This is a genomic window from Sorangiineae bacterium MSr11367 (assembly GCA_037157805.1).
In the GTDB taxonomy this organism is placed as follows: Bacteria; Myxococcota_A; Polyangia; order Polyangiales; family Polyangiaceae; genus Pendulispora; species Pendulispora rubella.
The window spans coordinates 12,594,198-12,607,965 of record CP089983.1 but is presented as its reverse complement, the minus strand read 5'-3'; the positions used below and the strand labels follow the sequence as shown (position 1 = coordinate 12,607,965).

Below are 13,768 nucleotides of genomic sequence, written 5' to 3'. Positions count from 1 at the left end.
CTCCTCGTAACCAGCGTAACGAGCCTGGAATTCGAGCCAGGCGTCGCATGGCTCGAGTCCGTCTCGGTGCAACGCATCCACTAGCGATCACTACACATCCCAGCCGGTGGCCCGCGCAATGCTCTCGCCACGCATGATACCGTCGATGACGGATCGTCTCGAAAACACTTTGCTCACGACTGACGCAAAAAATTCCATATCGAAAGGAGCTGCTGGGAGCTGCGCCTCCCATTCGTCGTCGCTCATGGCTTCTCCGCGTATGAAGCGCATGCGGGCTTCCGTCACGCAGAGCTGAACAATGTTTCTTACGACGGGATCGTCGATGCTCGCGAGAACACGTTTCGCTCCCTCTTCGTTCGGGGGGAGTATTACATCCGATCGACTCATTAGAGCCTCCGTAGCAGGTTGAAGTTTACTTCGAGCAGGCCGTATTTTAGGCGGACAAATGCCACCTCATCACTCAACTGGCCTCGAAACATGTTGCCCGCAGGATCGAAGACGAGGGCCTCCCCACCTTCGCCTGCAAAAACCGTCGCGTTGCTAGCAGAAGCCACCTTCGCCGACCACTGGCCGTTCGTCGCTTTCGTGATCTGCCTGGCAAATTGCCTAAATGCACTCACCCGTTCGCCGCCTGGCAGGCGCCTTAGATGGCCGAGAGCTTCTCCGAGCATCGAGCACGTCACCAATGCTGGCAGGCGCGCGTGTGGAGGCCGTGCCCTCGGCCTTTCGCTGCAGGGCATCCCGCCGGTCCTCCTCTCCGCACGCCGCACATTTGCGCTGGAGGGCCTCCGCGCTCGTCGCGGCCGTCTCAGTTGGCACACCCATCACCGCTTCGGCCACGCGATCGGCTTCGCGCTCGAGCGGATCATCTACGGCACCAACGGTGAGCTTCGCTTGCATCGCGGGGCCCTCGGCGGCTGCGCGCGAGCGGAAGCGCGTTGGAGACCTTACTGCGTGCAGGGCATGAGGACGCGGCCCCTCGGGGCCATGAGCGGGAATGTTGGAGAAGTCGCGCTGGAAGCGTACCTCGGGGAACGGTGGCATCTCCTCTAACGCCACCGAGCTTCGTTGCTGCACGGATTTGGGCGAGGAAAGCTTGGTGTTCGTAGCTGCCTGAGGTTTCTGCGCGAACACGCGGCTGCCGCTCATGATGGGGGACAGTAACACTGGCACCGTGCCGCGGCCACACGATCGCCAGACGAAGGCGCAATTCAAGAATCGAATGCGTCGGCACCTGTATGCACTTCGCGTGCTCATGCAACAGATGTTGCATCTGCAACGTCGTTCGTATTCGCTCGAGAATTAGGGGAGCTTCCAATTCCTTCAACCGCCACCCTCATTCCATTTGGGGAGAGCTGGAGCCCATGGAACGATTAATGAGATGCGGGGCGCTATTTGCTATATATCGCGCTTGACACCTATGGGTGCGCAATCACCATGAGCGTTGGCGCACGCTTCATCGCGCATTCGAGCGCCTGCTTCTGTGTCTCGGGGTCGAGCGAAGCGAAGCTCTCGTCGAGGATCACGAGTTCGGCCCCCTGAAGGAGCGCACGTGCCAGGTACACCCGGCTCCGTTCACCGTGGGAAAGCCGCCACCCTGTCTCTCCGACTCGCTGCATCAGGCCCCCTGGCATACGGTCCAGTAGGGGGCCGAGTCCGAGTTCCCGGCAAATCGTTGCGGCTTCGCGAAGGTCTTCCTCTCGCGAGGGCCAGCGGCGGCCTATGAGCACATTGAATGCGAAGGTGTCGGAGAGTATGCAGGGCTTGGAAAGACGCTGAATCGACTCCTCGCCCGCCATGCTTTCGCTGCAGGAAGACTTCACGAGAACGGCGAGGCGATGGCGTGGCCCGCATGCGAGCGACTGGTCTCGAACGCGATTGTCACGAATCCAGTTCCCCCGAACCTCTCCGACGGTGTGGCCTGGGCCGAGTTCCACGAGGAGCTTCGACTTCGCATTGGTCTCGCCCGTTCACGGTCTGCTCTCGTCCATCGCTACGCAGCACGGTGTGAGACCTTCGATGCGGAGCGGCTTCGGGAAGCGTGCGACGGAGACTGAACATCGGGCAATGAGATGATGCGCAAAAGGCGGACGAGGGCGTTCGGCCGAAGGATTGTTCACTGAGCCGAACAGTCTTGTACGGCGAAAGCTGTAGTCTTCTGAGACTAGCCGGTGCACTCTCCGTTGTCGCAGCGGTTGGGCCAATGGCCCAAGATATTCACTTATCGGGCCGACATCCGACGTCGACATTCCTCGAGCGGGCTCGGAAGCACCTTCCAATAAGAACTAAACACTACCCACCGCGAATGCCGCACATCAGACGGCGTTCGCACGCTCACTGCCGAACATAAGTCGGTGGCAACGAGCAAAACCATGGAAAGAGGCCTCATGAAAATCCGCACTCGCGCCACGTCCGCGTTCGGCGCCCTCGCCGCCCTCGCGATCATCGTCCCCATCAGCGCAACATCTTCCGCGACCGACTGGAGGAGGACCACCGAAGCGCATGGCACCCTCGCCGGCAGGGACGTCAGTCTGAGCGTCGAGCACATTGGCACCAACTTCGAGGTCGATGTCCTCTTGTTGGATCCCAGGGTCAACGACTACGACGATCTCACGGTCGATGTTCATGCTCCTGGCAGGCCGGACGAGCACCTCGAGGCCCAGCTTGCAAAGCGCTTCAACCACGAAATCTACGGTATGAGAACGAGCACCACCTACGTCGACGTCGGCATGGACGAGAGGCGCGCCGTCTCCGTCGACTTGACTTGGACCAAGGGCGGAATGCTCGTTGGTCGGACGACCGTAACGGCAGACGCCATCTGATCTCCTGAATCCCACGTCACGAGCTGAGGCCCCTCCGGACGGGCAGCTCATTCCATCCACGCGCCTCAGCTCTCCGACGCGCTGTGGGTTCGGGCAACCCACGCAGCAACGTGCTCGATGAAGACGCGCGCCTTTGCAGGTATGTTCCGCTTGTCCGGATAGAGAACCCATATGGCGAGCGGCGGTCTCGCAAACTCCGACAGCACCGGGCGGAGTCTTCGAGCATCGATGTGTTCCGCTACGAGAGGACGCGGAAGCATGGCAAGGCCACTGCCGAGAATGGCGGCCTCGCGAAGGGCCAGGATATCGTTGCACTGGAAAGGGCCACGAACCGGAACGACGACGTCCTTTCCGTTTACACGGAAGGCCCATCGGTTCGTCGAAGGCAAGAAATCGAGACACGAGTGGCTCGAAAGATCGCCTGGCCCGCGTGGCTCGCCATGTTTTTCCAGGTAGCTCGGCGCAGCGCAGACCACCATCGCAACGTCTCCTATCTTTCGACCGCCGTACGCCGAATCGGCGAGGTGATTCGAGACGCGGATGGCCACGTCGATGCGGTGCTCGAGCAGGTCCAGCTGCTGGTCCGTGAGAATGAGGCCAACGGTAATGTCTGGAAATCGGGTGTAGAACGCAGCAAGCGCCGGAACCACCTCGCTGACTCCGAAACCTGTCGGCACCGTCACGCGCAACTGCCCGCAAGGGATACGGCCGACGCGATCGATGAGCGTTGCCGCGCTATCCGCATCGAGCGTCATGTTCATGCAGGCTTCGTAGAGCTGTTGTCCTTCATGGGTTACCGATAGCCGCCGCGTGGTTCGATGAAACAGGCGTGCCGCGCACCGGTCCTCGAGTGTGGCAATGCGCTGGCTCACGGTCGCCTTCGTCACCCCGAGTGCCGCCGCGGCGGCCGTGAACGACTTCTTTTCCACCACGCGCGAGAACACGCTGAACAGCACGATGTCATCGAGTGTCGCCACCATGATTCGTCCAATCAGTTTAGCATTCTTACATAGCGAAATCTCTATTTTCCCGGACCGTATCGCGCAGGCCATACAGCGACACCGTCCACACGGGAGTGACACGCCAAGGCCGCAATTCCGCTGCCGCCCGACGATGGGTTCCCGTTTGAGCCGAAGCGGCGCGCCACTCGTCGGCGATACCGTCGGTGGTGGTGGTCGTGACATGATGGGTGTCGTGATTTGCCAGCGTCGATTTCGTATCAAAGGAATGAGAGTCACGCCGTGTCGGTATGCGGTGAATGCATTTACGCACGACGTGAAAATGGCTATTGAGCCTGATTTTACTCGGTTGCCTATTTGGCGTATGGCAACTACGCCGTAGCTCGGGCGGCGCGGAGAAGGAAGACGTCCCGGAGCCCACCTCCGCGCCGAGCGAGGCCATGGTGCCTGCCGAGCCGGACGAGTCTCCCCCTACCCGCGCAACGATCGCGGGCCGCGTCACCGATGCGAGCGGCGCGCCGGTCGCGGAAGCCACCGTGTGCATCTCCGGGTGGTCACCCACGTTGGTTTCGGCGGACATGCGCGAGCCTCGATGCACGGTGACGGGCACCGGCGGTGCGTATCGTCTGGCCGAACTACCGCCCGCGACCTACCACGCTCTCGGTGACGCCCGTCAATGAGCTGCCGCCGCTTCGCGTTCCACGCCGTCGAAATACGTTCGGCGAGCCACCCGCGGACCTGGGCTACACCCTTCGGGAGCCGCCTCCGGGAACGGATCTCGATCAAGTCCAACGCCTCATCGGCGTGGTGCGTCCCGGCGGGGCAGCCGCGAAGGCGGGCCTTCAGGCTGGCGACGAGATCGTATCCGTCGAGGGCCAGGACGTGACCGGGGCGAACGGGTACCTCTATCCCGCGCTCATCACGGTTTCTCAGGGCACGACGGTCACCCTCGGCCTGCGCCGCGGGGAAACGGTCGTCCTCCAGCCCGAAAAGCGCGCGACCGCCGGCAAGCCTCAGTGAGTCGCGCGGGCATCGAGCCCATGATCAACCTCGGCCGCCCCGAGGTCGTGCTGCTCGACGATGTTTGGACGGTGGTGACCGCCGACGGGAGGCTCTCTGCGCAGTTCGAGCACCCCCCTCGTGGTGACGCGCACCGGCTGCGAGACGACGACCACGCTTTAGCCAATCGGGATCAAGGACGCGATCCATCGCCCCACCCGAGCGACGAGTTCGCGGAAACCTTGGTTCGCGATCGCCGGTGTCGTCTCCGCGTCGTGGAGGGTGAGCAGGCGATAGTGCGCGAGATGGGCTCGATGCGCGGTGTTTTCGTCTCCATCGAATCGCGCGTACGTGAGCATCGCTTGCTCGGGCGAGACGGAGGCGAGCCGGGGGCTCGGATCGAAGTCGTACGTCGCATCCGCCAAGAGAAGCTCTCCGTTCGGCGGACTGGAGACCCCGGCGGATGAAACGTGCGCGCCGTAAATGCCAGCGTGTCGCTCGCCATTGCGACGGTCGGACCACACCACGAAAAAACCTGAACGAGTTGGTACGACGCCGGGGAATCGAAGGTTCCCGAGCTGCCCGCGAATGATGAATGGACTCGGATCGATGGGCATACCGCTCGGGTCGACGCGCATCGCATTCAATTGGCCCCCGGCTCCGGGCCAGAGGGCGAGGTACTGGCCATTGGAATACTGGAGACGCACGTCCGCGTATCCCCACTCCGTCGAAAGTATCGTTGTCGCACCAACCGTTCCCGTTTTTCCATCGATGGCAATCGTGACGGGTCTCTGCGGATCGGACTCGACCTCGGTGAGCAGGGTCATTGCCATGAAGTTCGTGCCGTCGGAGGCCAAATCCAGAAACGGCCATCCCTCGTCAACGAGGAGGATCCCGCCCGGATCCTGCACGATACCGTCGGGTGAGACGCGAGTCATGAAATGCTGAGCGGGGTGGGTCTCATCGCTGTTTCGCCCATCCACCCAAGCAACGAGGTAGCCATGGTCACTGGCCGCCACCACCGGACGCTCCTCGCGTCCTCTCGAATCGCCCGTGCGGCGAGCCGAAATGGCAAAGGGTTCCCCCGGTGGACCCTGCGCGGGAATACGGATACCGAAGATGTCCGAAAACCCGTCGTCCGAATGATCTTCGCCCACGACGAGGTAATCTGCCCCAACGGAGGCGACGGCCATCGCACGGAAATCGCGCAGGATGGGCAACGGCTGTTCATCGACGGGGTTTCCCTGAGCGTCGGTGCGACGGGCGAACTTCAGCCCGGCCTGCCCCCAAGTCAGAAGGTAGCCCGATCCGTTCGAGGCGATCTGCGGAGTCCCCTGTGAGAATCGATTGAACGCAATCGGAAAACTGACATTCCGTAAAACCGGCCCTGAATCCAGTCGAAGGGCACGAACATGCGCCCCTCGCTGATTACCATCACCTATTTGCCAACTCATCAAGGTGCCGCCGGTGCCCTGTGCGACCGACACTTTGCCTGGTTCATTTTCCGGCACGGGATCGATCGACTGAAGGACCCGATCCACGAGATCTTCCGTCTTGGGGCCATTCAGCCGGGCTCCGAGGATTTGCCACCCGTTCGGCCAGGCGACGTTGTAGGCCGCGCCGTCCCACCATACCGCCGTATTCAATTGCTGGTACTGCCTGGCCGTGAAGTTGGCCCACGTAATGGGCGACTTCGAAATGGGAAAGCCCGACAGCGGATCCCCGGACGTACCATCGGGCGCAATGCGTCTCCCTTGAAGGGAGAATCGGTCCTCTTGAAGACGCTCCAACCACGTGAGAAGGCAGCCCCCCGTAACGTCGCATGCCACACTCGGGGCGCTCAGCCGGTTGAACTCCACCGACTCCGCGAGGACGATCGGCGAACTTTCGACGAGCGAGCCGTCTGGGCGCACATGTTGTCCTAGTAGTTGCGCCTCGATCGAATTGAACGACACGACCAAGTAATTCGTTCCGTCGAAGATCGCGCGGACACCCCCGAATGGGATGGGGGTCGCATCGAGAACCTGCCCCGACGGGCTCACGCGCCAACTTTGACTTGGGTATGCCCAAATCGGATTCCTAGGGCGATCGGTTACGAGAAAATTGACTCCGTCGAATGCAATGGCGGGGGCGTCGGGATCGGAGGCGGAAAGAGGGATCGGCGTCGTATCGAGGGGGGTGCCGGTAGCGTCGAGGCGCACGAGATCGAGCCCGGTCGTGGTGGTCATCGCTGCGAGAAAAATGCCCGCCCCGTAGGCAACAGCGGGCGAAAACCCTCCACCAAACAGGCCGCCGCGATGGATCACGCGACCCCGGGGCGCGAGCACCTGGCCCTCGGCGGTTATGGGCGTAACGGCGATCGAGGCGCCATCGTCCCAGCGGTTGTTGTAGACGGCCAAGTAGTTCGTGCCATCCGAGGCGAGGGCGCCATCGTAGATGTCCGCAAGGATGAATTCCGGAGGAGCCGTCGGTTCTCGCTCGGGCCCCAAGCTGACCGACAGCAGCGCCGCTGCAGCTACCACGCTGAATTGCTTCACGCTGAATAGGGACACACCAACACCTCCTGCTAGGCGTTTGGTGTCACGCGCGAAGATCCGTCACCGAATGTTTTGCAGAAAGTGCGCAACTTGGGCCATGCGTAACCGATCGCGCGTGGGATTTGGCTGGCACCTTCTCAAACCACACAACGAGTTCACGAGTGGCGCGTTGCCGAGGCGCGTCGTCGTGCGATTTTGTTCTCGACGACACCCGATGGTCACATCGTCGCCGTAGGGTCCGCGTCCACTATGTCCAAGCAAGATCGTCGGCAATTCCTGAAGTTCGGTGTCTCTGCAGCGACTTCAGCGGCCGTCCTCGCGGCCCTGCCGAAGAGCATCCAAGCGGCCCTCGCCACCCCCGCGAACCGCGTCTCGGGGACCCTCCAGGATGTCGAGCACATCATCGTGCTGATGCAGGAAAATCGCTCGTTCGATCATTACTTTGGCACCTTCAATGGGGTTCGAGGATTCGGAGATCCTCGGCCCGTCCCGTTGCCGTCGGGGCGCACTGTTTGGTATCAGCCCGTGGGACGACACGGAGACAGGCGCTCCGGGCACCAAAATGTGGGCTTCGATCACTGGCACGAGAAGGACGCGTGGTACGAGGGCGATCCGGCCGCGCAAAACCGGCTCCCGTATGTGTTGCCGTTCCGGTTGAACGCGAAGAAAACCCGAGCCCAGTACCTCCAAGGCACGGATCATAGTTGGAAGCTCGAGCAGGGGATCTTCAAGAACTGGGACGTGTGGGTGCCCTTGAAGAGCGAGATGTCGATGGGGTACTTCCACGCCAAGGACGATCTGCCCTTCTATTACCAATTGGCGAATGCATTCACGATCTGCGACGCGTACCACTGCTCGATCTTTGGGAATACGGAGCCCAATCGTCAGTATTATACGAGCGGTGCGAGCGTGTACACGATGAGCGGACATGACGGGAATACGAAGAAGCGTCTGAAGGGGCAGGAGCTCGACAACAATTGGACGGGCGATATGGACAAGGACGAGCCCTGGTCCGGACTATCGTGGAAGAGCTATGCCCAGCAATTGCAAGAGCATGGGGTGGCCTGGAAGGTCTATCAGGCGCTATCGAATTACGGGTGCAACTCGTTCGCGTACCATAGCTATTTTCGCAAGTTGGACAAATCATCGGAACTCTATGCGCGGGGAAGAGCGTATACGCCTGCCCAGGGACACGAGACCCCCGCCGAGACGGTGGCGCGCGCCATCAAGACGGACGTCGAACGAAAGCAGCTGCCGTCGGTTGCGTGGGTGATTTGTCCGGATGCCTATTGCGAGCATCCGACCGCGTGTCCCGCCGCGGGGCAGGAGTTCGTGGACAAAGTGTTGGAGGCGTTGACGTCGGATCCAGATACGTGGTCGAAGACGATCTTCATCCTCAATTACGATGAAAATGATGGGCTCTTCGATCACGTCCCACCGTACGTACCTCCCGTGAATACACGCCATTATGGCTACCAGGGGCTGAGCACGGTGTGTGTGGACGAGGAGAACTACAATGGCGTTCCGATCGGCCTCGGGCCTCGCGTCCCCATGCTCGTGGTGTCCCCGTGGAGCAAGGGAGGATGGGTATGCTCCCAGGTGTTCGATCACACGTCCGTTTTGCGATTGATCGAGAAGCGCTTCGGCGTCAAGTGCGATAACATTTCACCTTGGCGCCGCACCGTCTGCGGAGATCTGACATCCGCGTTCGACTTCAAGACCCCAGACGCGGCGTGGGTGACGACGTTGCCCGATACGAGCGGCTACGTGAAGGCGGCGGACGAGGTGTACCAACGCACCTCGTACCCGCAACGTCCGGCTTCGCAGACGAAGCCCATTCAAGCGCGCGGGCAACGCCCTGCGCGTCCTTTGCCCTACGAGATGCGGACGGCCGCTCGCGTGGATCCGGCGGCGAGGAAGGTCTGGCTCGACTTCGCGAACCCCGGGGCCGCGGGCGCCCCGTTCATCGTCTACCAACGCGAGGGGACCCTCTACGACGACTCCGACAAGGTCTACGACCGGGACGATACGGTATTTACCACGCCCAACCACGTGGTCCAGCCCGCGAACGATCACCAAGGGCCTTGGCAATATACGGTGGAGGCAGGGAAATCACTCTCCGATAGCTGGGCGCCGTCGACGTCCGGCGCCCTGGCGGGAATATACCATTTGTCCGTGTACGGCCCGAATGGCTACTATTACGAATGCCGCGGATCGGTGGATGCCAAAACGCTGCCCGAGGTCACGCTCGAGTACATTCCTAGCGAGGGAAATGTGGCGCTGAGGCTCGAGAATCCCGGCCCCGAGGACCGCATCTTCGTCGTAGCGAACGCGTTCAATCCGGATCATCCGCGAACCGTCCGCGTGGCCGCAGGAACGTCGGCGCGCGAGAAGTGGGATTTGTCTCGGAGCTCCCGTTGGTTCGACTTGCTGGTGACGACGGAGGGGGAAGATCCGGTTTTGCGCCGGTTCGCGGGCCATGTCGAAACGGGGCAGAGGAGCGCGACGGATCCGAGGATGGGCGGCGAGGCATTGGAGCTCCGGTAACCTTCGATGGCGTGTGCCTTCGCCGGCTCGAGATCGTCGAACGTCTCTCGCGTGACGACAATGAACGCCGCTTGGCCCTCTCAGGGAGAGGCCGTGAGATGGACCATGTCGTAGGTCCCGCTGGGCTTGACCATCGTGGGGGTCGACCATGTCCAGCTAGCTTCGTTGGTGAGCCGAGCGTGGCGTACGATCCGGTCATCGGCGAGATACACGAGCTCGAGGATCACCCCCGCGGAGACCCCGCGCGCGAGCGCCACGCGACGATTGGCATAGAGAGTCGCAGCCGGTGCAAGCGGCACGGTCTTCAGCTCGGTCCACTTTGTACCATTGAAGAATCCGGCGCGGATAGCGCCGGTGTCGTCGCCGTTGGCGATCGCGATGCGGCCATCTCGCAGCGAGGTCACCGCGAATGGCGAGCTCCCGCTCCTGCTCAAGTTGTTCGCGAGCGCGGCCGCGTTGGACCATTCCGCTCCCGACCAGAGGGACCGATGCAATGCTTCCTCCGACCTCCACGAGATCGAGGCGTGAGTCGCCGGCATGATCCCGGTGTGGACATGGGTCATCGAGAACGCCGAAGCTTTCCGGGCTGCCCCGACGACTTCATCGGATGGACGGATGGGGCGTCGCGATCGTTCGACGACGCCCTCGTGCGCTGGTTCTGAGCTTAGTCGAGACGACGGAGTCCGTACGCACGGATCAAGGTTTGCGTCACGGAGTTCCCTTCTTCATCCACGGCAACACCCCGCAGAGAGACGAATTCGGCATCGCTCGGATATCGTACGAACACACGCCGTGCGTCGCCCAAGCCGACGACCGGCGCTTGCTCCCAGCGCTGGCCATCGTCGTATGAAACGAAGACATCGAGCTGACGAAGCGGCGGTCCTTTGCCGCCATTGTGTTCCGCGCGCACCTCGAAGGTCGACGGCAGACCCGCGATCGCGCGCCCATGGTCATCGAGCTTTGGCGAGTAGCGCAGGGCCATGAGCGGCAGCGGTTCGGATTCCGTCGTATGCTGGGACAAGAATTTCCACGTAACGCTCTGGTCCGTCGCATAGCGCGACCAGGGGACTTGGCGTTTGCCCTGCACGGTGACCTCGTAGACGGAGGGCTCGGGCGGCAACGTCACAGCGCTGGGGAATATACCCATGAAGGGCTCTTCGCGAAGGACCTCGTCGCCACGCCGCAACGTCGTCGTGCCGATGGCCGTGTGGTGAGCCGTGCCCGCATGGCCTCTCTCCGAGTCGCTGAACATGGGGATGTACATGATCAGGTCATCGCCTTGGCGACTCGCCTGGTAAATGAGGCCCTCCACGAAGGTGGGGCCTAGCGGCATCTGATTCCATTTCTCCCGATATATGCCAGGGCCATACTCGAGGAGCGCGCTCGAATTCTCGTAACCAACCTCTGAAACGCCCTGTGCGGTGTCCACGTTCCACCTACCGGGTGTGTAATACTCGGTGCGAACTCCTGGAGACGGAATCCGAAATCCAAAACCCCAGGTACCGTGACCGTTGACGAAATCGAGGTTCGGTCCGCTTCCGACGTCGCTGTTGTCCCCCGAAATACCCTGCGCTGACCAGTGGCGCCGCACCTGCACCAGATCGGACGTGTGGACCCGGAAGCTCGGATCTGCGGGAATGCCATCGTGGGTAGCCGTGACCAGATTGTACACGTACGGCGTAATCGGCGCGCCACGCTGAACCCAATGGCTCTGAAGTTCGAACGAAAATCCTTTCTCCGTTGCGGTGGGGACTACGTAAAGCTCATTTTCTTCCAGATTGCGCAGCGCGCTCGGGGAAGCCGGGAATTGCACCAGGCCTTGATCCGTGGGCTGGGCCACGAAGAACGACCCGCTCACCAGCTCGGCCGAAGGCTCGTCGAGCGAGATGCTGACACGCTTTCCACGCTGCGCATCGAAGACCAGATTCGTATCGCCGCCGAACTCAAAACGAGGCAGGCACGCAACGGTCGACGACGCATTTTCCGAACCGGGAACGAGTGTTCGAATGACCGTACCGATGCCATAACGCCCCGCCGGCAGATCCACCTCGACGCTCTCACCGGAAATGATGTCATCGAACGCGGCCCGCCCCGTCGCCAAATCCGTGATGGTCACGTCGGAGTTCCCCAGTGGGTGCGCTCCACGACCGAGCAATTGAATCTTGAGATGATGACTGGGCGCAGAACTCGAGGCCATTGGCGCAGCCTCGAGCGCCGTGCGGCCGGGGGACTTCTGCATACGCGCAACCACATCAGCGTTCGGCGATTCTCCCGGCGATATTCCATTGTTCGAACATCCGACGACGAGAACCAGCATGATCAAGCACTTTCGCATAGGGCCTCCTTGGCGACACAATGCAAGTGTCGCGAGGTGCTTGCTCCGGATCACGCTTTCGTTCCGATCATGACGCCATCGGGTTGTCGCCGGATGCCGGTCGCGCGCGATTTATGAAACCGAGGTCGAGCGGCTGTGGAGGATCGTCGAGCGAGTTTTGGCCCGGTCTCGAGCGAATGGCAGCGTCCCTCGCGGCAGCGTGCACTGCCTACGCGGAGCACCCCGTTCTCATCTGGTTCCGCCGCGCGCGTTTGCCCTGAATGGGGCGCTTGCACAAGGGCAATGACATGGGCGGACATCCGCTTGCACGTTTGAATGATTGGTCTGCATTACCCCCGGACGAAGCTTCGTGTTCATAAACCACTTTGACCTCGGCCCCAACCTCGAAATAGCGCGGGGGCCGAACGAATGGCCGCGTTCGATGGGTACCTCTTCATCACCGCCGAATACAATCATGGCGTGACGGGCGTATTGAAGAATGCTTTGGATTACCTCGCTCGCGAGCTACAACGCAAGCCCGCCGCCTTCGTCGGATACGGCGGCGTGGGAGGATCGCGTGCGGTCGAGCACCTCCGACACATTTTGGCGGAGATGCACGTTGCCACACTCAAGCACACCGTGCATATCTGCTTGGTCGAGATGCTTCGAATGCTGCGCGAGGGCAAAACGATGGCGGATTATCCGTACCTCGATCATGCCGCAAAGCCCATGCTCGACGATTTGGTATGGTGGGCCAATACGCTCAAGTCGGGGCGCGAGAAGCGTTCGTGACCCCGCACGAGCTCACCAAGGTCGTCTAGCTTTGGGGAATGTCGCGCTTGGCGAACAGGGTATTCAGATCGCGCTGCGATATCTGTTTTTCGGCAAAGCCCAGCGTTCCCCGTTCGAACAGCTCGCGCGCCCCGTCGCGAAGGAAACCGAGAGCGGCGCGCGCAAAGGATCCGCCGAGGCTGACGCGCGCGACGCCGGCCGTGCGCAGATCGGCGATGGAGAGCGCGGTGGTGGTGAGGCCCACGACCCGTTCACTGTCAACGGCCAAGAAAATCTGCCCCACCGCGGCCAAGAAAAAGTGACCCACCCCTGGCCATAGAGAGGCACTCACCGCGTGGGTGCCGGCACCTCCTGGACGTGATGACGGTGGCGCCGCGTTCGTGCCTCGTGGATAGGACATCGAAGAGCAACTCGCCGCCCGCTTTTTCGAGGGGCACGAAGCCCAGCTCGTCGATGACCAAAAGCGCGGCCCGGCGAAGCCGCTCCTGCAACCGGGAGAGCGTCCGTGCATCTCGCGCTTCCGTCAGCGCTCGTACTAGGTCGGAGGCGCGGTAAAAGAGCACGTGGTGTCCGCGTTTGATGGCTTCGAATCCCAAGGCGATCGCCAAGTGCGTTTTTCCCGTACCGACTGGGCCCAAGAGCACGATATTGCGCGCGGTCGGGATCCAGCTTCCTCGAACCAGATCTTCGACGCGGGCGCGCTCCAGGCCGTGCGGCCGTCGCCAATCTTACGAGGACGCTGCGCCCTAGGCGTCACGTCACACCACCGAGGGCTGCGATTCCGCCTGCGGCGAGGGC

Annotated in this window: 13 protein-coding genes and 1 pseudogene; 6 read left to right on the top strand and 8 right to left on the bottom strand. The window is 61.8% G+C overall.

All coding sequences use genetic code 11. From position 1 onward, the window contains the following. Window positions 1-90: 90 nt before the first annotated feature. The 3 genes from LVJ94_49100 to LVJ94_49090 form a co-directional block, all read right to left on the bottom strand. A complete protein-coding gene (locus LVJ94_49100) occupies window positions 91-387 on the bottom strand; it encodes a hypothetical protein (protein ID WXB04838.1) in 297 nt (98 codons plus the stop codon). Continuing rightward, window positions 387-671, bottom strand: coding sequence for a hypothetical protein (locus LVJ94_49095; protein ID WXB04837.1), 285 nt, complete (start codon window positions 669-671; stop codon window positions 387-389). The genes LVJ94_49100 and LVJ94_49095 overlap by 1 nt, the downstream gene beginning before the upstream one ends. Before the next feature lie 747 nt (window positions 672-1,418). Then, window positions 1,419-1,799, bottom strand: a complete 381-nt coding sequence (locus LVJ94_49090) for an ATP-binding cassette domain-containing protein (protein WXB10821.1) — start codon at window positions 1,797-1,799, stop codon at window positions 1,419-1,421. 588 nt (window positions 1,800-2,387) lie between these two features. Here LVJ94_49090 and LVJ94_49085 point away from each other — a divergent pair. Then, window positions 2,388-2,822 (top strand): hypothetical protein, encoded by a 435-nt coding sequence (locus tag LVJ94_49085; GenBank protein WXB04836.1) that lies wholly within the window; start codon window positions 2,388-2,390, stop codon window positions 2,820-2,822. Window positions 2,823-2,887: 65 nt separating this feature from the next. Here LVJ94_49085 and LVJ94_49080 read toward each other — a convergent pair whose 3' ends face one another. Continuing rightward, a complete protein-coding gene (locus LVJ94_49080; protein WXB04835.1) occupies window positions 2,888-3,802 on the bottom strand; it encodes a LysR family transcriptional regulator in 915 nt (304 codons plus the stop codon). A gap of 308 nt (window positions 3,803-4,110) precedes the next feature. Between LVJ94_49080 and LVJ94_49075 the strand changes: the two genes are divergently transcribed. The 3 genes and pseudogenes from LVJ94_49075 (at window position 4,111) to LVJ94_49065 (ending at window position 4,963) form a co-directional block, all read left to right on the top strand. Beyond that, the gene (locus LVJ94_49075; GenBank protein ID WXB04834.1) at window positions 4,111-4,461 is read left to right on the top strand and encodes a carboxypeptidase-like regulatory domain-containing protein; all 351 of its coding nucleotides are present in this window, start codon (window positions 4,111-4,113) and stop codon (window positions 4,459-4,461) included. Next, entirely contained in the window at window positions 4,445-4,801 is a 357-nt protein-coding gene (locus tag LVJ94_49070; GenBank protein WXB04833.1) for a PDZ domain-containing protein, read from the top strand. Before LVJ94_49075 ends, LVJ94_49070 begins: the two co-directional genes overlap by 17 nt. 11 nt (window positions 4,802-4,812) lie before the next feature. Next, window positions 4,813-4,963 (top strand): annotated as a pseudogene (locus tag LVJ94_49065) (type I methionyl aminopeptidase). On the opposite strand, the gene LVJ94_49060 reads toward LVJ94_49065, so the two are convergent. Beyond that, window positions 4,960-7,332, bottom strand: a complete 2,373-nt coding sequence (locus LVJ94_49060; protein ID WXB04832.1) for a hypothetical protein — start codon at window positions 7,330-7,332, stop codon at window positions 4,960-4,962. The pseudogene LVJ94_49065 and the gene LVJ94_49060 sit on opposite strands and share 4 nt — an antisense overlap. Before the next feature lie 234 nt (window positions 7,333-7,566). Here LVJ94_49060 and LVJ94_49055 point away from each other — a divergent pair, with 234 nt between their 5' ends. Then, complete coding sequence (locus LVJ94_49055; protein ID WXB04831.1) at window positions 7,567-9,864, top strand: phospholipase C, phosphocholine-specific; 2,298 nt, start codon at window positions 7,567-7,569, stop codon at window positions 9,862-9,864. Window positions 9,865-9,944: 80 nt separating this feature from the next. Here the strand turns inward: LVJ94_49055 and LVJ94_49050 are convergent, their stop codons facing one another. Together LVJ94_49050 and LVJ94_49045 are read right to left on the bottom strand one after the other, a co-directional pair. Continuing rightward, complete coding sequence (locus tag LVJ94_49050) at window positions 9,945-10,358, bottom strand: hypothetical protein (protein ID WXB04830.1); 414 nt, start codon at window positions 10,356-10,358, stop codon at window positions 9,945-9,947. Window positions 10,359-10,528: 170 nt separating this feature from the next. Then, window positions 10,529-12,061 (bottom strand): hypothetical protein, encoded by a 1,533-nt coding sequence (locus tag LVJ94_49045; GenBank protein WXB04829.1) that lies wholly within the window; start codon window positions 12,059-12,061, stop codon window positions 10,529-10,531. Window positions 12,062-12,607: 546 nt separating this feature from the next. Between LVJ94_49045 and LVJ94_49040 the strand changes: the two genes are divergently transcribed. Beyond that, window positions 12,608-12,970, top strand: coding sequence for an NAD(P)H-dependent oxidoreductase (locus tag LVJ94_49040; GenBank protein WXB04828.1), 363 nt, complete (start codon window positions 12,608-12,610; stop codon window positions 12,968-12,970). Between the two features lie 25 nt (window positions 12,971-12,995). On the opposite strand, the gene LVJ94_49035 is transcribed toward LVJ94_49040, so the two are convergent. After that, on the bottom strand, window positions 12,996-13,214 hold the full coding sequence (locus LVJ94_49035; GenBank protein WXB04827.1) for a hypothetical protein: 219 nt from the start codon (window positions 13,212-13,214) through the stop codon (window positions 12,996-12,998). Window positions 13,215-13,768: the final 554 nt, after the last annotated feature.

Bases quoted from the DNA above. Each gene is read 5' to 3' on its own strand.
- LVJ94_49100 (WXB04838.1), bottom strand. From the start codon at position 387: ATGAGTCGATCGGATGTAATACTCCCCCCGAACGAAGAGGGAGCGAAA.
- LVJ94_49095 (WXB04837.1), bottom strand. From the start codon at position 671: ATGCTCGGAGAAGCTCTCGGCCATCTAAGGCGCCTGCCAGGCGGCGAA.
- LVJ94_49090 (WXB10821.1), bottom strand. From the start codon at position 1,799: ATGGCGGGCGAGGAGTCGATTCAGCGTCTTTCCAAGCCCTGCATACTC.
- LVJ94_49085 (WXB04836.1), top strand. From the start codon at position 2,388: ATGAAAATCCGCACTCGCGCCACGTCCGCGTTCGGCGCCCTCGCCGCC.
- LVJ94_49080 (WXB04835.1), bottom strand. From the start codon at position 3,802: ATGGTGGCGACACTCGATGACATCGTGCTGTTCAGCGTGTTCTCGCGC.
- LVJ94_49055 (WXB04831.1), top strand. From the start codon at position 7,567: ATGTCCAAGCAAGATCGTCGGCAATTCCTGAAGTTCGGTGTCTCTGCA.
- LVJ94_49045 (WXB04829.1), bottom strand. From the start codon at position 12,061: ATGGCCTCGAGTTCTGCGCCCAGTCATCATCTCAAGATTCAATTGCTC.
- LVJ94_49040 (WXB04828.1), top strand. From the start codon at position 12,608: ATGGCCGCGTTCGATGGGTACCTCTTCATCACCGCCGAATACAATCAT.